This window comes from Paenibacillus qinlingensis (genome assembly GCF_031455095.1).
GTDB classification, from domain to species: Bacteria; Bacillota; Bacilli; order Paenibacillales; family NBRC-103111; genus Paenibacillus_E; species Paenibacillus_E qinlingensis_A.
On record NZ_JAVDSB010000011.1, the window covers coordinates 148619 to 169708 of the forward strand.

21 protein-coding genes are annotated in these 21090 nt (G+C 47.5%); 2 read left to right on the top strand and 19 right to left on the bottom strand.

The annotated features are described in order from the left end of the window. Positions 1-44: 44 nt before the first annotated feature. From spoIID to J2736_RS23925, 13 genes are all read right to left on the bottom strand, one after another. Entirely contained in the window at positions 45-1094 is a 1050-nt protein-coding gene (spoIID, locus tag J2736_RS23865; protein WP_310501099.1) for a stage II sporulation protein D, read from the bottom strand. Between the two features lie 241 nt (positions 1095-1335). Further along, entirely contained in the window at positions 1336-2655 is a 1320-nt protein-coding gene (murA, locus tag J2736_RS23870) for a UDP-N-acetylglucosamine 1-carboxyvinyltransferase (RefSeq protein WP_310501160.1), read from the bottom strand. 198 nt (positions 2656-2853) lie between these two features. Continuing rightward, positions 2854-3114, bottom strand: coding sequence for a DUF1146 domain-containing protein (locus tag J2736_RS23875; protein WP_310501100.1), 261 nt, complete (start codon positions 3112-3114; stop codon positions 2854-2856). Between the two features lie 19 nt (positions 3115-3133). After that, entirely contained in the window at positions 3134-5665 is a 2532-nt protein-coding gene (locus J2736_RS23880; RefSeq protein WP_310501101.1) for a S8 family serine peptidase, read from the bottom strand. 313 nt (positions 5666-5978) lie between these two features. Continuing rightward, complete coding sequence (locus J2736_RS23885) at positions 5979-7457, bottom strand: NADH-quinone oxidoreductase subunit N (protein WP_310501161.1); 1479 nt, start codon at positions 7455-7457, stop codon at positions 5979-5981. A 37-nt stretch (positions 7458-7494) separates the two neighbouring features. Next, positions 7495-9117 carry a complex I subunit 4 family protein gene (locus tag J2736_RS23890; protein WP_310501102.1) on the bottom strand — a complete coding sequence of 541 codons (1623 nt, stop codon included), beginning with the start codon at positions 9115-9117 and terminating at the stop codon, positions 7495-7497. Beyond that, positions 9107-11029, bottom strand: a complete 1923-nt coding sequence (nuoL, locus tag J2736_RS23895; RefSeq protein WP_310501103.1) for an NADH-quinone oxidoreductase subunit L — start codon at positions 11027-11029, stop codon at positions 9107-9109. Before nuoL ends, J2736_RS23890 begins: the two co-directional genes overlap by 11 nt. Positions 11030-11044: 15 nt before the next feature. Beyond that, positions 11045-11356 carry an NADH-quinone oxidoreductase subunit NuoK gene (nuoK, locus tag J2736_RS23900; protein WP_310501104.1) on the bottom strand — a complete coding sequence of 104 codons (312 nt, stop codon included), beginning with the start codon at positions 11354-11356 and terminating at the stop codon, positions 11045-11047. Positions 11357-11358: 2 nt separating this feature from the next. After that, positions 11359-11889: an NADH-quinone oxidoreductase subunit J gene (locus J2736_RS23905; RefSeq protein ID WP_310501105.1), complete on the bottom strand. Its 531-nt coding sequence runs from the start codon at positions 11887-11889 to the stop codon at positions 11359-11361. Next, positions 11882-12334, bottom strand: a complete 453-nt coding sequence (gene nuoI, locus J2736_RS23910) for an NADH-quinone oxidoreductase subunit NuoI (RefSeq protein WP_028556942.1) — start codon at positions 12332-12334, stop codon at positions 11882-11884. Before nuoI ends, J2736_RS23905 begins: the two co-directional genes overlap by 8 nt. 57 nt (positions 12335-12391) lie before the next feature. Then, positions 12392-13396 carry an NADH-quinone oxidoreductase subunit NuoH gene (gene nuoH / locus J2736_RS23915; protein WP_310501106.1) on the bottom strand — a complete coding sequence of 335 codons (1005 nt, stop codon included), beginning with the start codon at positions 13394-13396 and terminating at the stop codon, positions 12392-12394. After that, on the bottom strand, positions 13396-14496 hold the full coding sequence (locus tag J2736_RS23920; protein ID WP_310501107.1) for an NADH-quinone oxidoreductase subunit D: 1101 nt from the start codon (positions 14494-14496) through the stop codon (positions 13396-13398). Before J2736_RS23920 ends, nuoH begins: the two co-directional genes overlap by 1 nt. Positions 14497-14499: 3 nt before the next feature. Then, positions 14500-14868, bottom strand: coding sequence for an NADH-quinone oxidoreductase subunit C (locus J2736_RS23925; protein ID WP_310501108.1), 369 nt, complete (start codon positions 14866-14868; stop codon positions 14500-14502). A 28-nt stretch (positions 14869-14896) separates the two neighbouring features. Between J2736_RS23925 and J2736_RS23930 the strand changes: the two genes are divergently transcribed. Further along, entirely contained in the window at positions 14897-15313 is a 417-nt protein-coding gene (locus J2736_RS23930; RefSeq protein ID WP_310501109.1) for a hypothetical protein, read from the top strand. On the opposite strand, the gene J2736_RS23935 is transcribed toward J2736_RS23930, so the two are convergent. Together J2736_RS23935 and J2736_RS23940 are read right to left on the bottom strand one after the other, a co-directional pair. Continuing rightward, a complete protein-coding gene (locus J2736_RS23935; RefSeq protein ID WP_056611667.1) occupies positions 15303-15821 on the bottom strand; it encodes a NuoB/complex I 20 kDa subunit family protein in 519 nt (172 codons plus the stop codon). The two genes, J2736_RS23930 and J2736_RS23935, sit on opposite strands and share 11 nt — an antisense overlap. After that, complete coding sequence (locus J2736_RS23940; protein ID WP_310501162.1) at positions 15806-16171, bottom strand: NADH-quinone oxidoreductase subunit A; 366 nt, start codon at positions 16169-16171, stop codon at positions 15806-15808. Before J2736_RS23940 ends, J2736_RS23935 begins: the two co-directional genes overlap by 16 nt. Before the next feature lie 220 nt (positions 16172-16391). Between J2736_RS23940 and J2736_RS23945 the strand changes: the two genes are divergently transcribed. Then, positions 16392-16556 carry a hypothetical protein gene (locus J2736_RS23945; protein ID WP_310501110.1) on the top strand — a complete coding sequence of 55 codons (165 nt, stop codon included), beginning with the start codon at positions 16392-16394 and terminating at the stop codon, positions 16554-16556. 113 nt (positions 16557-16669) lie between these two features. Here the strand turns inward: J2736_RS23945 and J2736_RS23950 are convergent, their stop codons facing one another. From J2736_RS23950 to atpA, 4 genes are all read right to left on the bottom strand, one after another. After that, positions 16670-17074: a F0F1 ATP synthase subunit epsilon gene (locus J2736_RS23950; protein WP_310501111.1), complete on the bottom strand. Its 405-nt coding sequence runs from the start codon at positions 17072-17074 to the stop codon at positions 16670-16672. A gap of 55 nt (positions 17075-17129) precedes the next feature. Further along, entirely contained in the window at positions 17130-18527 is a 1398-nt protein-coding gene (gene atpD / locus J2736_RS23955; protein WP_310501112.1) for a F0F1 ATP synthase subunit beta, read from the bottom strand. A gap of 45 nt (positions 18528-18572) precedes the next feature. Next, positions 18573-19430, bottom strand: coding sequence for an ATP synthase F1 subunit gamma (gene atpG, locus J2736_RS23960; RefSeq protein ID WP_310501113.1), 858 nt, complete (start codon positions 19428-19430; stop codon positions 18573-18575). A gap of 129 nt (positions 19431-19559) precedes the next feature. Then, a complete protein-coding gene (gene atpA / locus J2736_RS23965; RefSeq protein WP_310501114.1) occupies positions 19560-21074 on the bottom strand; it encodes a F0F1 ATP synthase subunit alpha in 1515 nt (504 codons plus the stop codon). Positions 21075-21090 lie beyond the last annotated feature (16 nt).

Here is a 21090-nt window from a genome sequence, read left to right on the forward strand (position 1 = left end):
TTTTATACTTCCAGAAAGATATTTTTATAGACATGGAAAGAGTTTCACAATTTGTGGAGAAAAGAAGCCGCATTTTCGATAGAGATGCCCGTGTAATAGTAGGTTACGATCTCTTCCGCGGTCTTCCCTTCCTTCGCCATCCCGTTGGCCCCCCACTGACTGAGGCCTACACCGTGGCCATATCCGTACGTGGTGAAGGTAATTTGAGAGCCTGCCCATTTCCAAGCAAATTGAGAGGATGCTAGGCCTAGCTTCTCTCTCACCTCGCGTCCAGTGAAAACCTTGCCGCCTATCGTTATACTTTTTATCCGATGACCAGTAGACCAAGCTAGCACCTTCATCCCCTTCGCGCTCGCATCTGTGGTGGAAATACTAGGCACACCTAACTTCTGAAGCATAGTCTTGTAGTTAATCGTAACACTCTCTTTATAGCGTGAAGAGAGATTGATATCCCATGGGCTAGGCACACTGCGTAAATAGGGGGTTTTGAAAGGCCAATATTCCTCCGAATTCTCGGTATATCCATTACTTGTTGAGAAAAACGTCGCGTTGATCGGTTCATGTCCATACGTAAGTATTTTATCCTTCGTTTCATTGACTGCTCTATCGATTTTGGCTATATTCGCTTCATACTTAGACTTGTCCCACTTCTCTCGAAGCTCTTGATCTGTCAGATAGGCTTGATGCGCAACCGTATCCGTCACAAGTGCATCATCGACTGGCATATTACTATAGTCCTTCTCTATGACTCTGCGCACGACATAGGTTCTCGCTGCCATCGCTTGCGCCTTAAGTGCCTCCAGCTCGAAATCAACTGGCATTTCGGCCGCTAGCACCCCTCTCACATATTGCTCTAGTGGAACGGTTTGCACGGTCGCCTGTTTCGTTAAATACACAGGAATCATCAACCCTTGATCAGCGTTTGTTACTTGTGTTTCTGTACCTTCGATAGGGGCAGGGGGCCAAACCTCACCATTCGGAATCTTCTTGACTAGCAATCCAGGCACGATGATAGTGACACACAACATAGAAGATAAGCAAACAGCCATCCACAGGATGACTCCTTTTCTGATCACGCGTTTCTTTTTGAACATATGTCTGAGCAGCCTCCATAAGCGCGTTTACTAGCAGCAAGTTTAGTATGTCTTAGCTTATGAGAGGGGTTGCTAGAATAGAACTCGAAAGAGGCTGAGGAGAGTTGGAGTTTAAGAGAAGTCGAGGTAGATGAAAAATAGGTACATAGTAGGCCACTTGGCCTTAGAATTGGGTTGGGTTGGATCCGAACCAATACAACAAAAAAGAACCACCAGGATAATTCCTGATGGTCCCTTTTTCTTACGCTAGCGTCGGCTGAATATTAAAGAATCCAAGCTCCGCAACTTCTTGCTCGATTTCTTGTGGAACTGAGCGATAAATATCAGCACCAAGTTCACGCAAAACGTCCGTGATGTCGACATAGCCACGATCAATGTGGTGAACACCAGTAATCTCAGTCTCACCCTCAGCTGCTAATGCCGCGAGGATTAGTGCCGCGCCTGCACGCAGGTCTGTTGCACAAACCTTGGCACCGCGAAGCTTCGAGTTACCACTGACGATTGCTGTCCGTCCGTCTACTTTAATGTTAGCGTTCATATTTGCGAATTCATCCACGTGCATAAAACGGTTCTCGAACACAGTCTCTGTGACAAGACTAGTTCCGTCAGCCACCATCAGCAGCGCCATCATTTGCGACTGCATATCAGTTGGAAAGCCCGGATACGGTAACGTTTTCACGTCAACCGCGCGCAGCGGACCTGTAGACCGTACACGAATGCCATTCTCATCTTCTTCGACTGACACACCCATTTCCTGCAATTTAGAAATAACAGGACGAAGGTGGTCACCAATCGCGCCCTCCATGTACAGCTCACTGCCCGTGATAGCAGCAGCAATCATGTACGTTCCGGCTTCTACGCGATCTGGAATCACCGTATGTACGACGCCGCGAAGCTTCTCTACACCCTCAATGCGGATAACACCTGTTCCCGCACCGCGGATCACAGCGCCCATTGCATTCAGATAATTGGCCAAATCAACAATTTCCGGCTCTTTTGCCGCATTTTCAATCGTTGTTGTACCTTCCGCAAGCGTTGCGGCCATCATAATGTTCTCGGTTGCGCCTACACTGGCGACATCCAAATAAATTTTGGCACCCTTCAGGCGCCCTTTCACTTTCGCTTCGATATAGCCTTGACCCAGTTCAATATCGGCACCCATCGCTTCAAAGCCTTTGAGATGCTGGTCAATCGGTCTTGTGCCAATCGCACAACCGCCTGGAAGCGAAATTCTCGCTTGACCCAACCTAGCTAACAAAGGACCCATAACGAGGAAAGAGGCTCTCATTTTACGGACTAGATCATAGGAAGCTTCACAGGTATTAATCTGCCCAGCTCGGACTCGAATCACCTGACGGTTATATTCGACTTCAATTCCTAAGCTTTGTAATACTTTATTAATGACTAGTACATCGTCAAGGGGAGGCGCATCATGGATGACGCTTTCACCTTCCGACCCCAAAATGGAAGCCGCAATAATCGGCAGTACCGCATTCTTTGCTCCGTTGATTTTTACATTGCCAGCTAGCTTTCGGCCACCGCGGACGATAATTTTGCTCATCATGGTCCCTCCGCGCACTTATTTTATAAGACAGGTTTCGCACATTTCCTAAGTTTATCATTTGGAGCCGCCTAGATACAACTGTGTTCTTTTGGCAGTCAGAGATGCCCTACATAGAGTTCGAAGCCTAATGTGATTTTCATTCCGTTCTATTATCCATTGTTGACAACAAAGTTGTTCATTATTCGGAAAATCGCATTAAAACATCCGACTGAAGCTCATGGAGAGACCTAAATACTGTATGAAAAAGCCCGCAACCAGCTGTCCAAGTCCGATCGAAAGTAATATTTGCAGCATGATGGCTTGCGCACCTTTGGGCCTTCTCAACAAAACATCAAAGCGGAACGCCTGCAGCGACCACCAAGCTAAACCAATGCAAAGAATATAGACGGTTATACTAGCCACATTCATCCACGACGCATATTGCGCCACTTCACTCCATTTGTCCGTCTCGCCCATAGGTCACTCCTCTTCGATTTTACCGATTAACGACTTTGGCCAGCAAAGTCACAAATTCAGCCCGTGTTGCTTGATCTTCGGGGTGGAAGGTGCCGTCGGGAAATCCGCTGATCCAACCATCCGCCGCCATCTGTTTGAGAATACCCACACCCCAGTAAGATTCATTCACATCACTAAAAGGGATATTCCCTCTTAATTTCCCTGTCATATTCATACTGCGTGCAAGCATCTGTGTCATTTCCATACGAGTCAATTTGCCGTCAGGATCAAATGTACCATTCGGGTAACCGTCTACGATAGATGCCTGAACGGTTTTGGCTATGTCGGCGTAAGCCCAATGTGATGTCGCTAAATCACTAAACCGTAAATCCTTACGTTTCGTTAAACGCAAAGCACGAGACAGCACGGTAGCCGCTTCTGCTCTGGTAATCGATTGATTAGGAGCAAAACGATAGTTCCCGTAGCCACTAATCATACCTTGCTGCGTAAGCTGAGTAATCGCATCTTGTGCCCAATGCCCAGCAATATCAACATATCCGCTAACAAGCCCATAACTATTCAATTGCAAGCGATACATTTGACTCATGAACCACTGATTGGCCTGCAGCTTAATATAATACGTACCTTCAGGCAGCGGCTTCTCGAAATTGAGCTGACTTGAACCAGACTCACTGCGGTAGGTGCCTTGCTCCTTCAGGGAACTATTATATAGAGTCGCAAATAACGTCCGTGAAGTAGGAATATTCGTTAATCTCACTTGGGCCAAGCTATCGGAAGTCAATCGGAATTCGAACCAATCGACGTCGTCATTTCGATTAAAAACACCTTCATATCCTGCATTCATCGCAGCAAATGTCGCTTGATAAGATCTGTCATTCGGCTCGTTCGCGTCAATTAATTGCGGCGTGTACTCGATCTCTAACGTATACTCCCCTGTAATAGGGCCAGCATAATCTTTCACGTTGCTAACACGAATATAATATTGCCCAGGCAGCACTTCCATCTGAGAACTAACCTCTAAGCCACCATCGCCAGCTTGATCAATCGTCGTTGCCTTCTCTCCTTCTTTTTGAAAAAGAAGCATTGGATCAATACGTCCCGTATCGGTCGATAGCCGTAAACGCATGGTACCGGAGTGTTCAAGTGTCAGCGCAAACCAATCCAGATCTCCTTTGTCATGAAAAGTCCCCTTCAAGGTTTGGCTGCGCGCTGGCAGCGTAAATGCTTTATATTGCTTATCATTATCTTCAAAGGGATCTGTATAAATCACATAATCCGTCTGTAACGTATAGTTTAGTGTGGTCTTGCGGGTGCGATCCACATTCTCTAGCTGCACATAGGTACGACCTTTCGTCACAGCTACCTTAAAAGGCTGATTGCCATCCGCAGCGCCATTACCAGCCACAAAACTTTGTCCCGAATCAAAATTCACCCGGATACCTGCACCATCTTCCGGTTGCACACTGATTTGAATGTACCCGTCATATGCAGCATCAATGACATACCAGTCCTGATCCTGCCCTGAGCTGAGATTCGCTTTAACCAGTGTATGATTAGGCAGCGAAGCAGCCTGACTGGCTAGATCATTCGGTTCGAAACGATCTTGTTTATATGGCTCAGTCAATGCTTTCTCGATATTCAATAAGCCGTATCCCGTCTTAGCGTCCCACCCTTTGGTCATCAAATCCTGTGCCGTTTGTTCAAGCTGTGATCGCACTTGATAGGCTGTCATCGCGGGGTATTTACCCCAGACCAATGCGGCAGCAGCCGCCACTTGAGGCGCTGCCATCGAGCTGCCATCTTGGTATTGATAACCCCCGCCAAGAGCTGTCGTATACACATCCCAAGGTGCCATGATATCAAGCTCTGGACCATAATTCGAACGCGGATCAGCCTGTTTATCGGGACTAACACCACCAACAGAAAGCACGGTTGGATAAGCCGCAGGGTATTTGACACTCGTACTCTCATTCCCAACTGCAGCGACAAGCAACACATTATGATCCTCAGCGTATTGAACAATACCTGCGAGATAGTCCGAGTATTTGTTCAATCCCAAAGAGAGGACAACGATTTTCGCCCCGTGATCGACTGCGTATTTAATGCCTTCACCCAGCTTGGATTCACCGCCTGTTCCATCAGCTTCCAACGCCTTAATCGGCATAATCCTGGCATTAGGGGCGATACCCGCAATACCTTTATCATTATTAATCGCAGCGGCAATCAAGCCGGCTACGTTCGTTCCATGTCCATTATCATCAAAAGGCTTCTTCGAAGCCTGAAGTAAGTTCACACCATTGACTAAATTGCCAATTAAATCTGGATGTCCAAGGTCGACGCCTGTATCGACTACGGCGACTACGATCGGCGTACGAGCATCTTCCGCTGCCGCCCACGCTTGGTCAACGCGAATCATATCCAGATAGGTTTGTTTCACTCTCATGGGATCCGAAGACAGTGCATAAGCTGCCTCTACGTTGCTCACAAACCCTGTTAGTCCTAGGACGAGCAGCATAAGTACCGTGAGCCCTACGTGTCGAAAATATATCATCACACCAGGTCCTTTACCCAAAAATCTTTCCGATTAAACTATAGCGGTCGCTCATCTTCGAGGGACCTCAATAAAAGTTTTCTCATCTATCTATACCATATTAAACATCTTCTCGATACCTATAACGGTTTATCTTCGCAAAAAGTTCAGATCTCGGGTAATATTTTTTTAAAAACGTTGCTGGGGGTTGTCCTGCCTGAAGTCCTTTATTTCCGGGGAAATAGGGGGATTGGGAATGTAAGTTCGTCTGCAAAATGTAGAAAAGCCCTTCCTACATTTGGAGTAGGAAGAGCTTTATCTTTTTTCTCGCATTTTACATAATGATGAAATCCTTCGTCAACGTAAAGATACTCTCAATAGCTTTCAGAACCAGATGCGGTACAGCGCCTAGTGCCACGCTAACTAGGGCACATAACCATACCGTTATGCCTAATGGTACGGACACTCGAATAGCTGCTGGCTCATAGTCACTACGCATGAACATTTGACGTACGATGCTGAAATAATAGTAAAGTGAGACTACGCTGGTTGCGATCATTAAAGCACCTAACCAGTATTGCTGTGTCTGCATCGTCCCTAAGATGATATAGAGCTTACCGAAGAATCCGCCTGATATAGGAATACCTGCTAACGACAATACGAGCAGCACCATGGCAACAGCTGTTAAAGGAGCACGGTAGTACAGTCCCGCAAACCCTTTACCCTCAGTATGTCCCTCTGCCTGTTCAATAATCATCAACACGGCGAATGCACCGATGTTCATAAACATGTAAGCAATTAAGTAGAAAATAAATTCCGAGAAATTGGCATAATGCGTGGCCGAAAAGTACGTTCCAATCGGAACGAGCAGATAACCAGCATTCGCTATCCCCGAGTAGGCGAGTAGCCTTTTCATATTCGTCTGCTTCAGTGCAATGAAATTCCCCACAACCATCGCAATAGCCGCCATCACGGATATCGCTAGGAACACATCGGACTGCAGTTGGCTGCCTTCGAAGGCTGTAAATCCGAACAAAACATAGAAGACACGGAACAAAATCGCAAAACCAGCAGCTTTGGACACGACAGCCAGAAAGGCTGTAACTGGTGTTGGCGCTCCTTCATACACATCGGGTGCCCAACTGTGGAAAGGTGCAGCAGCAATCTTGAAACCGAAGCCTGCTAGTAATAGGAAGAAGGCTACATAAAGTAGTGGCTCATAAGAAGTTACTAGTGTCGGAAGGGCTGTGCCAATCTCTTGCAGATTCGCTGAGCCTACCATTCCATATAGGAAAGACATTCCATACAGAATGATTGCGGACGAGATACCGCCCATCACCAAGTACTTGAACGATCCTTCATTGGATTTGTTATCTTTCTTCTTCATGGCAACCATGATGTAAGAAGTGATGCTGAGCAGCTCCAAGCCAACGTATAGCGTAATTAAATCACCCGAGGATGACATAATCATGGCGCCTAACGCCGCAGGTAAATAGAAGTAATAGTACTCCCCGACATGTGGGATGCTATCCTCTTTCACATAGCCTAGACTCATGAAGACGATCAATCCCGTACCGACAAGCGTACATAATTTAAGTAAGTTCGAGAAGTCGTCGACACGATAACTTTGATTCAAGAGTTGAATCGCTTCTTCCGGATTCAGCTGCAGTACGACGAAAACCGCAGAAATCGCAAGTCCAACCAAGGTTAACCATCCAATAATGGAACGGCTGAATCGGTTCGGCAGAACCAAATCCAAGAGAGATAGGATGATCGCGGTAGCAACCAGCGCAAGCTCAGGGAGCAGATGCATCAAATCAGCAGCATGGAGTCTAATCTGTTCCACTGGACTAACCTCCTATCTTCCCGGCTACGCTATGGATCAACTGATCCAAGCTGCCAATGGTTTGTTGAAGCGGCTGACTTAGCACGCTTGGGTACACGCCCAACAAGAGAATGAACGCAACCAACGTAATCATCGGCACAGCCTCGATGAGACGCGCGTCGCGCATCCCTTGTTGCAGTAAGCTCGGCTGCTGAGGGCCGAACGTGATGTTCAGTACCCCGCGCAGCACGTAAACCGCTGCGAAGATGATACCCAGTGTACCGACAATCGCGTACACCCGGTGTGTTTCAAAGAGTCCGACGAACGCGAGGAACTCACTGATAAAGCCGGATAAGCCTGGCAATCCGAGCGAGGCCATCCCTGCAATCAGCAGAATACCGCTGATGAAAGGGATATTCTTAGCGAGACCGCCCAAGCGATCGAGCTGCGTAGTTTCCGTGCGCTCGTAGATGCTGCCGACGAGCAAGAACATCAGGGCTGAGATCAACCCGTGTGAGATCAGTTGGAACACGGCACCTTGCAGACCTGCAATGTTGAAAGCAGCAAGTCCCAGCAGGACGATGCCCATGTGACTAATACTCGAGTAGGCCAATACGAGTTTGAAATCCTTTTGAACCATCGCGAGAAGCGCACCGTACACGATGTTAATGACACCGAGGAGCGCGAGCACCCACGCCCATTGCTGGGCTTCGGCCGGGAAGAACAGAATCCCGAAACGGATAAGGCCGTAGGCCCCCATTTTGAGCAAAATACCGGAGTGAATCATAACAACAGCAGGCGGAGCCTCTGTATGTACTTTCAGCATCCACGTATGGAACGGGAAGATCGGCAACTTGATCCCGAATGCGACCAATAGCATAATAAACACGGTCCATTTCATGGCTTGACTCATAAAGAATGGCGTGCCGTCCTGATTCACATAAGCGGCAGGATCTTGCAGCAAATTATGTGCAATGGTATGGATATCGCCACTGTAGTAAATGATAGCCTCCGTCTGCGAAGGATCTTGACTAAATCCGGCTGTCGTAACCAGGATAAGGAAGGCAATCAGCATGATGGCTGAGCCAAGTCCGTTATATAACAAGAAGCGATTAGCTGCTTGCTCCCGGTTCATGTAACCCCAAATTCCGATTAAGAAGAACATCGGCACGAGTGTAATTTCGAAGAACAGGAAGAACAAGAAGAGATCCTGTGCCATGAATACACCGAACATACCTACTTCGAGCAAAAGGAATAGAATGAAATACGTTTTCCAACGTTTCTTAATATAAACGGACGCTAACGCGGCCATGGACGAGATTAACGCCGTTAGAAAGACGAGTGGCAACGAAATGCCATCGACCGCCAACGAATATTTAAACTCGAAGAAGAATTGGGTAATTTGCTGAATTCCCTCATGGTTTAACGGTACTTTGATCCAGTCGAGCTGTTCTTTATACTGCAGCGGATCTCCCTGATAGTTATAGTCCACATAGAGCCACGCAGCCAATATTAGCGGAATGAATGTCGTGACGATACCCACTGTTTTGATCAAACGCCCCCGATCTCCCCGAAGGAAGAGCAGGACGAGAACACCGAGCAGAGGGGAGAAGGCAATCATACTAAGAATGGGTAAGTTAGCCGGCATGTATGAACCTCCTTCCTGCAATGGCAAGTGCCAGAATCAGCATCCCTAGTAGCATGATGACCCCGTAGGACTGCAGTTGACCATTTTGAAGTCGGGAACCTAGGCGTCCAAGACTAACTACGGTGAAAGCAACTAAGCGTACAATCCCGTCAATGACGTAAATATCGATCAATTCCAAGATGAAGCCTAGACCGCGAAGCGGTTTGACAACAATAGCCTCATAGATTTCATCAATGAAATATTTGCGATTTAGCAGCGTGTACAACCATGGCATTTTGCTCGAAACAATGTCCCGAGGGATGGTGCGTTTGAGATACATGAGATATCCCAGCCCAATTCCTAACAATCCAGCCAATGTAGACAAAATAGTAACTGCCCAGTTGACCGTCTCCTCATGCTCTTGCCCTGTCAGCCAATGACCCAGCCATTCGTTGAATGGCGTGTTCACGAAGCCCGCAACGACAGCTAGCACAGCTAACACAATAAGCGGCGTTGTCATCGAAGCAGGAGATTCATGCGGTTCATGTGCATGGTCATGCCCGTGACCATTGTGATCCGCCGAAGCATGATCTTTCGCTCTTGATGACCCCATAAACACGAGGAAGAACAAGCGGGACATGTAGAAAGCCGTGAAGAACGCTGCAATCACGCCGACCCAGAACAGAAGCTGATTATGCTCGTACGCTTCCGTGAGAATCATATCCTTCGACCAGAAGCCTGCGAATGGGAAGATACCAGCCAAAGCCAGCGTTCCGATCGCAAAAGTCCAGGTCGTAATTTTCATTTTGCGGGATAATCCGCCCATTTCATTAATGTTTTGCGTATGAACCGCATGAATTACACTACCGGCGCCCAAAAAGAGCAGCGCTTTGAAGAAAGCGTGTGTAAACAAGTGGAACATCCCCGACGTAATGGAAACGCCAATCCCCAGCGCCATCATCATGTAGCCGAGTTGACTCACGGTCGAATAAGCGAGAATCCGTTTAATATCATTCTGCGCAATACCGATTGTCGCTGCGAAAATAGCAGTAAACCCACCGACATAAGCAACAACCATTAAGGCGTCCGGCGATGCGTGGAAAATATCAAACGTCCGTGCCACGAGGTATACCCCAGCTGCAACCATTGTTGCGGCGTGAATCAGCGCTGAGATCGGCGTTGGGCCTTCCATCGCATCAGGTAACCATGTGTGCAACGGGAATTGACCAGATTTACCCATCGCCCCGATGAAAATCAGGACGGCGATCCATGTGACGATCGTAGGGTCGATTTTGCCCGTTGTGAAAGCATTATGTATGGAAGTGAAATCAAGCGCATGTCCTGGCATGTATAAATACAACAACAGGATCGCGATAAATAAGCCCACATCCCCGATGCGGGTGACGATGAATGCCTTTTTGGCGGCAGCCTTCGCCTCTGGCTTGAAGTACCAGAATCCGACGAGCAAGAAGGAACATACCCCTACTAGCTCCCAGAAGATGTAAAGCTCCAGCATATTTTCAGAAATGACAAGACCTAGCATGGAGAAGGAGAACAGCGCAATATAACCGAAAAACACGTGAATACGCTCGTCGCCTTTCATATAGCCCTTGGAATAAATGTTCACCAGCAGGGAAACGAGCGTAACGATAACGAGCATCAGGGAGTTTAGATTGGTGACCTCAAACCCCATTTTCAGCGTGAAATCGCCCACCTGCAGCCAGTTCATTTTATCCCACGTGAAATCCTCAACATTGCCGCCAATCCGCTCTACAAAAATGAGCAAAGCCACGATAAACGAAAGCAACATCGCAAAAATGCTAATGTAAATCCCTAGATCCTTCAGTTGACGTCCCATTGCCGTAAGCGCTAGAAAAGCTAGCAACGGAAACAATGGAATGAGCCAGGCGTACTGTGAATAGTCCGATACCATAGCCTTGTTAGCCTCCTAGCGCTTCATAGAATCCAAATCCGTAACTTCAACTGTACCTCTATTTCGGTAAATTGCGATTAATATCGCAATGCCCACAGCCGCCTCAGCAGCTGCAATCGTAATGTTAAAGAGGGAGAAAATTTGCCCCGTTAAGGCCGGATGATCCCCTAGTTTGGAGAAGGCAATCAAATTCAAGTTCACCGCATTGAGCATGAGCTCGATGGAGAGCAAGACGATGACCCCGTTTTTCTTCGTGAGCGCACCGTAAAGTCCAATGCAGAATAGGATCGCCGCTAATGTCAGATAGGGAGTAATTAAGTTACCCAAGGCTAATCCTCCTCTCTCTTCGCGACTACGATAGCGCCAATGAACGCTACTGTCAGCAGCACGGACATGATTTCGAAGGGAATGACATGCACGTTATACAACAACTTCCCGATTTCGAGTGTATTATCCTTGCCAGCATCCAATGTCCCCGAAGAGACAAAAGTCGACTTCTGAATCGCATAGAACAAAACGCCGAACAATCCAACCGCGCCGAGAATCGCCAAGCCTTCATGCCATGGACGCTTAGCACCTTCGTCTTCACCCTGTCTGTGCTTCGTCATCATAATGCCGAAAATCATCAGAATCGAGATGGCACCTGCATAAATCAACACTTGGACAAATGCAACAAACTCTGCTTCAAGGATAACGTACAGACCTGCCAAACTAATGAACGTTAGGGCTACGGCCACAACCATGTGCACGACTTTTGTAAAAGAGATCATAAAGATCGCCCCGCCGATAGCGAGCAGCGCAAAGATGAAGAAGGCCCAGCTTGTACCGCTGGATAGGAAATCGCCGAGTCCATTAAACATCTTTCTTCGCGCCCCCTTTAGGCATCGCAGAATTGTTCTCTTGACGAATATTTTGGGTGTTGCTGCTCAGCCACTGCATATCTTTAAACAAATCATCCCGACTAAAGCTGCTGAGCTCAAAATTATTCGTCATCACGATCGCTTCCGTCGGACACACCTCTGTGCACAGATCGCACAGAATACAGATCTCGAAGTTGATGTCATACGTATCAATGACCTTCCCCTTTTTCTCAGGGTCTGGGTTCGCTTTTCCAGTTAACGTAATACACTCCGTTGGACACACACGCGCACATTGATTGCACACAATGCATTTCTCAGGATCAAAATATTGAATACCACGAAAGCGATCCGGCATTTTAATCGGAACCTCAGGGTATGCGTACGTTACTTTCTTCTCAGTCAAGTGCTTGAATGTGAAGCCTAAACCTTTCATAATGCCCTTCATGCGTTTCAACTCCTTCAAGTCTTGCGTTAGCAAAACTAACTTCGAAAGCAACTATTCTTAAAAGATGGTCATGATGATCGCTGTCAGCAACATGTTGACCAGCGCCAGTGGCAGCAGTACTTTCCAGCCAAAACCCATTAACTGATCAATCCGTACACGTGGCAATGTCGCCCGCAGCCAGAAGAGGAAGAACACAACCGCTGAGAATTTTAACAAGAACCAGAGGACGCCTGGAATGAAATCAAGGAACCCGAATGGCGCATGCCATCCACCTAGGAAAAGCAGACTGACAAGTGAAGCAATGACGAAGACGTACACATACTCGGATAGCATGAAAAAGGCGAAACGGAAACCACTGTATTCGACATGGTAGCCCGCAACGAGCTCTGACTCTGCTTCTGGTAAGTCAAACGGCGTACGATTCAGCTCCGAAACACCGGCAATCACAAAAATAATGAAACCTAGGATTTGGGGAATGAAATTCCAGTGCCAGAAGCCGCCTGTTTGCGTATCAACAATGGTGTGCAGATTCAGGCTTCCCGTCATCATGACCACACCAACGACTGAGATAACTAATGGAACTTCGTAACTAATCATCTGAGCTGCGGAACGCATGCCGCCTAATAACGCATATTTATTGTTGGATGCCCAACCGCCAAGAATAATTCCGATGGTTGAGATCCCTGTTAGGGCTACGTAATAAAGCAATCCCACATTCAAATTCGCGCCAAACATCCGATCAGAGAAGGGAATCGTCGCAATAATCGTAAAGGATGGGATAAAGGTAATAATCGGTGCGAGAATGAAAAGCTCACGCTCCGCTTTCTTAGGAATCGTATCTTCCTTAATGAGAAGCTTGAATACGTCAGCGACGCTCTGCAACAACCCGAAAGGCCCAGTTCGGTTCGGCCCGATCCGCAATTGCATCCAACCGATAACTTTACGCTCGAAGTAAATTGCATAGGTAACGAATCCGAGCACGAGCAACAGCATGACAACGCCCCAAAATAGGAAAACGAAGAAGTTCGTCCATGTTAGACTCTCTTCCAATAAATTGACCATTAGGCATCCACCTCCCCAACGACAATATCGATGCCGCCTAGAATCGTAATGAGATTAGTCATCGACTCGCCAACCAGCAGCTTGGGCAATATTTGCAGATTCACAAAGGATGGTCTACGGAATTTGAGGCGGTAAGGCTCTTGTTTACCTCGGGAAATAATATGACAACCAATTTCCCCACGCGGAGATTCAATTGCCGCATAGATTTCACCTTCTGGCGGGCGAATAACTCTCGGCACTTTGCCCATTGTTTCGCCTCCCTCAGGGAATACGTCTAGCGCTTGTTCCAGGATACGAAGGGATTGTTTAATTTCTTCCATACGGATTAAATATCGGTCATAACAGTCCCCGCCATTTCGTACCGGCACATCGAACTGGAAGCGACTGTATAGGCTGTAAGGCTGCGTTTTGCGAATATCCCAATCTACCCCTGTACAACGCAGGTTCGCCCCGCTAAGGCCATAAGCAATGGCTGTCTCGGCATCATACTTCCCTACTCCCTTAATCCGTGAGAGGAAAATCTCATTCCCCGTGACAAGGGTGTGATACTCTTCCAATTTGCCATACATATACGGAATGAATTTCCGTACCTTCTCGATCCAACCGTCGGGTGCATCCCATTTCACGCCGCCTACACGCATGTAGTTGTACGTTAACCGCGCGCCACACAATTCGTTGAATAGATCAATAATGATTTCGCGGTCACGGAACGCATACAAGAACGGGCTCATCGCCCCGATATCCAGCAGGTACGTTCCCCACCACACCATATGAGAGGCGATCCGTTGCAGCTCCATCACAATTAAGCGGAGGAATTCTGCTCTTTCGGGTATTTCAATTTGCATCATTTTCTCTACAGCGTTTACTAACGCGTAGTTAGTCGTCATCGCCGATACATAGTCCATTCGGTCGGTGTATGGGATGATTTGGGTATAGCTGAGATTCTCAGCTAATTTCTCAGTTCCTCTATGTAAGTAGCCCATAACGGGTATGGCTTCACGAATAATTTCACCATCCAGCTTTACGATCACGCGGAAAACCCCGTGCGTACTAGGATGCTGAGGGCCAACGTTTAACAGGAGCTCTTCTGTCCGTAACACGTGCTACACCTCCGGGTCAAGCGGTTCGTAGTCTTTGCGCAGTGGATGACCCACCCAATCATCAGGCATCATGATACGCACTAAATTCGGGTGGCCAGGGAAATCGATGCCGAAAAGGTCAAACGCTTCGCGCTCGTTCCAGTTGGCCGTCGGCCAAACATCAGCTACCGAAGGTATGCTGGCTTGCTCGCGGTCTGTCTTCACTTTCACACAATATTCGTGCTTGTGTGTGAGGGAAAGCAGATGATACGCCACCTCAAGGTGCGTTTCTTGATCCACACCGGAGAGATTGCGCAAGTAGTCACAGCGCAGCTCCGCGTGATCACGTAAAGTCAGCGCGGCCTGCGGCCAGCGCGAGCTGTGAATGATCACATAAGGACGATGCGCGTCCCTTTCGTTGATGAATGCGTCGACGACGGAGTCTTCGCCTGCCTCGGCCTTAAGGATCGTCACCAGCCGGTCCAGCAGCGGCTGGTTCGGTGAAGGCTCTTTCGGCGCAGCGGGATCCGCCGATTCGGGCTTCGCTCCGGCGCGTGCGGCTGCTCGCGCGGCGCGGGCTTCTGCGGCGGCCTGGGCTTTGGCCGCCTTCTCTTCCTCTGAGCCAGCGTCTGCGGACGCTGGCGTTGTTGCGCCAGCAGGCGGCACGCTAGCTTCCGCTTTGCCCTCGGCATGGCTATCTGCTCCAACTTCCGTTTTCGCTTCAGCTGTACTGCCTTCAGCAGGACTCTCTACCTTGCCTTCCTCTTTCCCATCCTCACCAACAGGAGGAGTCGGAACTGCCGATTCTTCCGGCTTTTTCTCCTCGCTCATCGGTTGATCACCTGCTTCCCAGTTTTCGCCTCATAGCGAATCTTTTCCTGAAGCTTGTTGATCCCATAAATAAGTGCTGCCGGATTCGGAGGACAACCTGGGATATAAACATCCACAGGTACGATCTGATCTACACCTTTGACAACGGAATACGACTTCACATAAGGACCGCCTGCGGTTGCGCATGAACCCATCGCGATAACCCACTTCGGTTCAGGCATTTGCTCGTAAAGTCGGCGCAACAAAGGAGCCATTTTCTTCGTAACTGTCCCTGCTACAATCATGACATCTGATTGTCTAGGAGACGTACGGAAGATGACTCCGAATCTGTCTAAATCATAGTGAGAACCACCCGTTCCCATCATTTCGATCGCACAACAAGCTAAGCCAAAGGTTAATGGCCAAAGCGAATTACTGCGAGCCCAAGCTTTTACCTGCTCCAGTGTTGTCATAAATACATTACGGTTTATTTCTTCCCGTTCCTCGGGAGAGATTGATTCTAGACTGAAGTCCATCGCAGCACCTTCTTCTTCCAAGCGTATATTAATCCTATGGCAAGCAAGGCTACAAAAATGCACATTTCTATTAATGCGAATAATCCAAGTTGATTAAAGGCAACTGCCCACGGATAGAGGAATACGGTCTCCACATCAAAGATGACAAACATCAAAGCGTACAAATAATATCGAATGTTAAACCGGATTTGTCCCTCACCTACAGGCTCATTACCACTCTCATACGTCGTGTACTTCTCATCGATGGGTTTACTCGGTCTTAACCATTTGCCAATCGTCAGCGCAGCTATGGGGAGGAAAATACCTAACCCTAGAAAAATCGCTACGATTACATAGTTATTTGTATACATCATGTGAATGTAACCGCCTCCATTTCTTGTTTGCATTTCTTACGATCTCATTAGTTTTGGTAATAATCACCTTTATTAGTATAACAAAAAGGGGTATGGGCGTCGACACTAATTCTTTTTCTAATAAGATTAGCATCCCACATAAGTGGGTAATACTATTCATTGGGCAAAAAGGCATTGGCCGAAAGCTCAATTACTATTCTCGAAAGGACTGATTCCTATGGCAAATGCTTCAAATGCTAACCACCAACACAGAACACATGACAAAGTTACGGAGACTGGTCGCTACCGCGATGCTGACGGGCAAAGCGTCGAGTTAGTAGCAGGTCAAACGTTCCCTCCCTGCCCGAAAACAGGCGAATCCACAGTCTGGCATCACGCTTAACATGTAAATCTAACGCGAGCTGTTCCTCTCCTCCGAGAGGGACAGCTTTTTCTTTGCAATTTAGAACGCAAAAAAGCGGAAGAACCAAAGTTCCCCCGCTTTATTTCATCTATTTATTTCCCGGACACACCGATACGATTCACTGCTCTTTGTAAAGAAGCTTCAGCACGTTTGAAATCTACGTTATCTTGCTTTGTATCCGCAAGACGTTTCTCCGCACGGTCCTTCGCTGCCTTCGCACGATCAATATCGATTTGTTCAGGTAGCTCGGCGCTTTCCGCCAAAATAACCACCTTATCCTTGCGCACTTCCATGAAACCGCCATTCACTGCGATGACTTCGTCTTTGGAGCCCGTTTTCTTCACAGTAATCGGTGCGATTCTAAGTGGAGTGACCAATGGAATGTGATTCGGCAGAATTCCAAGCTCCCCTTCAGACCCCTTCACGCTAATCATGTTCACTTGTTCAGCGTACACTTTGCGCTCCGGTGTAACAATTTCCAGTAGGAATGTACTCACTTGGATTCTCCTTCCTTAGAGTTTAGCAAAAGCTGGTCTTAGCAAGATGCCAAGCTTACAGTGTTTTTGCTTTCTCGATAGCGTCCTCGATCGTTCCAACGTTGTGGAAAGCTACTTCAGGAAGGTTGTCGTGCTTACCTTCAAGGATTTCTTTGAAGCTACGCACTGTTTCTTTCAATGGTACATAAAGACCTGGGAAACCGTTGAACGGCTCAGCAACGTGAAGCGGCTGAGACAAGAACAAGCGGAGACGACGCGCACGTTGTACAGTCAATTTGTCTTCATCAGACAACTCATCCATACCCAAGATCGCGATGATATCCAGAAGCTCTTTGTAACGTTGAAGAACTCGTTTAACACCTTGTGCTGTTTTATAGTGATCTTCGCCAAGAATTTCTGGCGTCAAGATACGGGATGAAGAAGCAAGTGGATCTACCGCAGGGAAAATACCTGCTGCAGCAATACTACGCTCCAAGTTCGTTGTTGCATCCAAGTGGGCGAAAGCCGTTGCTGGAGCCGGATCCGTATAGTCATCGGCAGGAACGTAAATCGCTTGAATGGAAGTAACGGAACCTTTTTTCGTGGAAGTAATACGCTCTTGCAGTTGACCCATCTCTGTTGCCAAAGTTGGTTGGTAACCTACCGCTGAAGGCATACGCCCTAGCAATGCGGAAACCTCAGAACCCGCTTGTGTAAAGCGGAAGATGTTATCGATGAAAAGAAGAACGTCTTTACCTTCTTCGTCACGGAAATACTCAGCCATTGTCAAACCGGACAAAGCAACGCGAAGACGCGCGCCTGGAGGCTCGTTCATTTGACCGAATACCATCGCTGTTTTTGCGATAACGCCGGAGTCTTTCATCTCGTGGTAAAGGTCATTACCTTCACGAGTACGCTCTCCAACGCCTGCGAAAACGGAGATACCGCCGTGCTCTTGTGCAATGTTGTGGATCAACTCTTGCATCGTTACGGTTTTACCTACACCCGCGCCGCCGAAGAGACCGATTTTTCCACCCTTAACATAAGGAGCCATAAGGTCGATAACTTTAATTCCTGTTTCAAGAATCTCTGCTTTTGTCGACAAGTTGTCGAAAGCTGGAGCTTCTTTGTGGATACCGCTTGTAAATGTACGGTCAACGCCTTCGATACCATCGATAGGATCTCCCAATACGTTAAACACGCGACCTAGTGTTGCTGCTCCAACCGGAACGGTAATTGCAGCTTTTGTATCTTCAGCTACTGCTCCACGAACAAGTCCGTCAGTTGAGGACATTGCAATACAACGAACCAAGTTGTCACCAAGGTGAACAGCTGCTTCAACTGTCATTGTGGATAGTACGCCATTATCATTTCTTTCAATCTTGATGGCATTCAAGATTTCAGGGAGTTGTCCGCGTTCGAACTCAATGTCGACGACTGGCCCTGTAATTGTTACAACGCGCCCTTTACTCATGGTTTCCCTCCTAAGAAAAGCTTTGCTTCCGTAGAAGCTTTATTGTTATGCGTTCGCGTTCGCTCCAGCAACGATCTCCGATATTTCTTGGGTAATCGAGGCTTGACGCGCACGGTTGTAAGCTAATGTGTAGCTGCTGATCATTTTGGTTGCATTCTTCGTAGCGGAGTTCATCGCTGTCATTCTCGCACCAAACTCACTCGCTTTACCTTCCAGTACAGCACTGTAAATAAGCGTTTCTGCATATTTAGGCAGTAATACTTCTAGAACACCTTCTGGTGATGGCTCATACTCATAGCTAGCAGCAGCCACGCCAGTAACTTCTTCCATAGGAAGCAGGCGGATCATAGTTGGAATTTGGGTAATAGCATTTTTGAATTGGTTATATACCAAGAACAACTGGTCATACGTTCCATTTTCGAAGTTCTTTACTGCTGCTGATGCGACAGATTTAATGTCCGCGAATTTCGGTGAATCCGGAACACCTGTAACTTCCTCTACAATTGGCATATTCCGTTTGCGGAAAAAATTACTACCCTTACGTCCGATTACAAAAATCGAATATTCAGCTGTTGATTTATGGTTTTCACGAATCTCGGTCATGACCTTCCGCAACACGTTAGCGTTGTAGCCTCCAGCCAATCCACGATCCGAGGTGATTACTAAATAGCCTGTCTTCTTCACTTCGCGTGACTGTAACATCGGGTGTTTGATCCCTTTGCTTCCAGCTGCAATGCTTTGAACGACTTCTTTCAACTTATCGGAGTAAGGACGTGCTGCTTCCGCAGAACGTTGTGCTCGTCTCAAATTCGCTGCAGAGACCATTTCCATCGCTCTCGTAATTTGTTTCGTGTTTTGTGTGGACTTGATTTGGCGCTTAATCTCGCGCATTCCTTTTGCCATACCTGCTCACCTCTCTTTTGAGGCTTAGAAAAGCCTTCATTCGAAGACCTGAATTCAGGCGATCAGCCTGCCCAGGATTAACACGGTAGGTAGAGCTTCACTGTGGGCAGGAAGCTCTACCATCATGATTTATACAGAAGCTGCGAAGCTCTTTTTGAATTGACCAATTGCTTCTACTAGCGCTTTATCGTTATCCGGAGTGATGTCCTTCGTATCGCGAATGCTGTGTAGAATTTCTGGACGGTTGGATTCCAAGTAAGCCAAGAATTGACCTTCAAAACGTGTAACGTCTTGAACTGGAAGATCATCCACGTGTCCTTTAACAACTGTGTAAAGGGAAGCAACTTGCTTCTCCAGTGACATCGGTTGGTGAACACCTTGTTTCAAAATTTCAAGCGTACGAACACCACGGTCCAAACGCGCTTGAGTTGCTTTATCCAAGTCAGATCCGAATGCAGCAAATGCAGCAAGTTCGCGATATTGTGCCAAGTCAACACGAAGTGTACCCGCAACTTTTTTCATCGCTTTCGTTTGTGCAGAGCCCCCTACACGGGATACAGAGTTACCAACGTTAACCGCTGGACGCTGACCTGAGTAGAACAAGTCGGATTCTAAGAAGATTTGTCCGTCCGTAATCGAAATTACGTTCGTAGGAATGTATGCCGAGATATCGCCTGCTTGTGTTTCAATGAAAGGAAGTGCCGTCATGGAACCGCCACCTAGCTCATCATTCAATTTCGCAGCACGCTCTAGAAGACGGGAGTGCAAGTAGAAAACATCCCCTGGATAAGCTTCACGACCCGGTGGACGACGAAGCAAGAGGGACAACTCACGGTAAGCAGCTGCTTGTTTGGACAAGTCATCATAGACGATCAACACGTGCTCGCCTTTGTACATGAAGTACTCACCCATTGCGCAACCTGCATACGGAGCCAACCAAAGCATTGGTGAAGGCTCAGAAGCAGAAGCTGTTACAACGATTGTGTAGTCCAAAGCGCCAGCGTGACGAAGTGTTTCAACAACACCTACGACAGTGGATTGCTTTTGACCGATAGCAACATAAATACATTTTACGCCATTACCTTTTTGGTTGATGATCGCGTCGATAGCGATCGCTGTTTTACCTGTTTGACGGTCACCGATGAGCAACTCACGTTGTCCACGGCCTACTGGTACCATTGCGTCAATCGCTTTGATCCCTGTTTGCATTGGCTCATGTACCGATTTACGGGCCATAACGCCTGGTGCTGGGGATTCGATTGGACGGAATCCAGTTGTTTCAATTGGACCTCTACCATCGACTGGTTGACCCAATGGGTTAACAACACGGCCTAGTAGTGCATCACCTACAGGAATTTCCATGATACGGCCAGTACGTTTAACTTGGTCGCCTTCACGAATATCTTTGTAAGGTCCGAGAATAACGATACCTACGTTGCTTTCCTCAAGGTTAAAGGCATAGCCTAGAACGCCACTTGGAAACTCAAGCAGCTCGCCTGCCATAACGCTTTCCAAGCCGTGAGCACGAGCGATACCATCACCAACTTGAATGACTGTACCTACATCAACCACTTGGATATCGGAATTATAGTTTGCAATCTGTTGCTTAATCAATGAGCTGATTTCTTCAGGTTTGATACTCAACGAACTTCACCCCTAT

Excerpts from the sequence above, each read along its gene's own strand:
- J2736_RS23905 (WP_310501105.1), bottom strand. The coding sequence starts at position 11,889 with ATGTTTAATGGACTCGGCGATTTCCTATCCAGCGGTACAAGCTGGGCC.
- J2736_RS23890 (WP_310501102.1), bottom strand. The coding sequence starts at position 9,117 with ATGCCGGCTAACTTACCCATTCTTAGTATGATTGCCTTCTCCCCTCTG.
- spoIID (WP_310501099.1), bottom strand. The coding sequence starts at position 1,094 with ATGTTCAAAAAGAAACGCGTGATCAGAAAAGGAGTCATCCTGTGGATG.
- J2736_RS23875 (WP_310501100.1), bottom strand. The coding sequence starts at position 3,114 with ATGGGCGAGACGGACAAATGGAGTGAAGTGGCGCAATATGCGTCGTGG.
- J2736_RS23940 (WP_310501162.1), bottom strand. The coding sequence starts at position 16,171 with ATGTATACAAATAACTATGTAATCGTAGCGATTTTTCTAGGGTTAGGT.
- J2736_RS23885 (WP_310501161.1), bottom strand. The coding sequence starts at position 7,457 with ATGCATCTGCTCCCTGAGCTTGCGCTGGTTGCTACCGCGATCATCCTA.
- atpD (WP_310501112.1), bottom strand. The coding sequence starts at position 18,527 with ATGAGTAAAGGGCGCGTTGTAACAATTACAGGGCCAGTCGTCGACATT.
- J2736_RS23935 (WP_056611667.1), bottom strand. The coding sequence starts at position 15,821 with ATGGACTTCAGTCTAGAATCAATCTCTCCCGAGGAACGGGAAGAAATA.
- nuoH (WP_310501106.1), bottom strand. The coding sequence starts at position 13,396 with ATGGTCAATTTATTGGAAGAGAGTCTAACATGGACGAACTTCTTCGTT.
- J2736_RS23945 (WP_310501110.1), top strand. The coding sequence starts at position 16,392 with ATGGCAAATGCTTCAAATGCTAACCACCAACACAGAACACATGACAAA.
- nuoL (WP_310501103.1), bottom strand. The coding sequence starts at position 11,029 with ATGGTATCGGACTATTCACAGTACGCCTGGCTCATTCCATTGTTTCCG.
- J2736_RS23880 (WP_310501101.1), bottom strand. The coding sequence starts at position 5,665 with ATGATATATTTTCGACACGTAGGGCTCACGGTACTTATGCTGCTCGTC.
- murA (WP_310501160.1), bottom strand. The coding sequence starts at position 2,655 with ATGAGCAAAATTATCGTCCGCGGTGGCCGAAAGCTAGCTGGCAATGTA.
- J2736_RS23930 (WP_310501109.1), top strand. The coding sequence starts at position 14,897 with ATGAATGCGTCGACGACGGAGTCTTCGCCTGCCTCGGCCTTAAGGATC.
- atpG (WP_310501113.1), bottom strand. The coding sequence starts at position 19,430 with ATGGCAAAAGGAATGCGCGAGATTAAGCGCCAAATCAAGTCCACACAA.
- nuoI (WP_028556942.1), bottom strand. The coding sequence starts at position 12,334 with ATGAAGGGCATTATGAAAGGTTTAGGCTTCACATTCAAGCACTTGACT.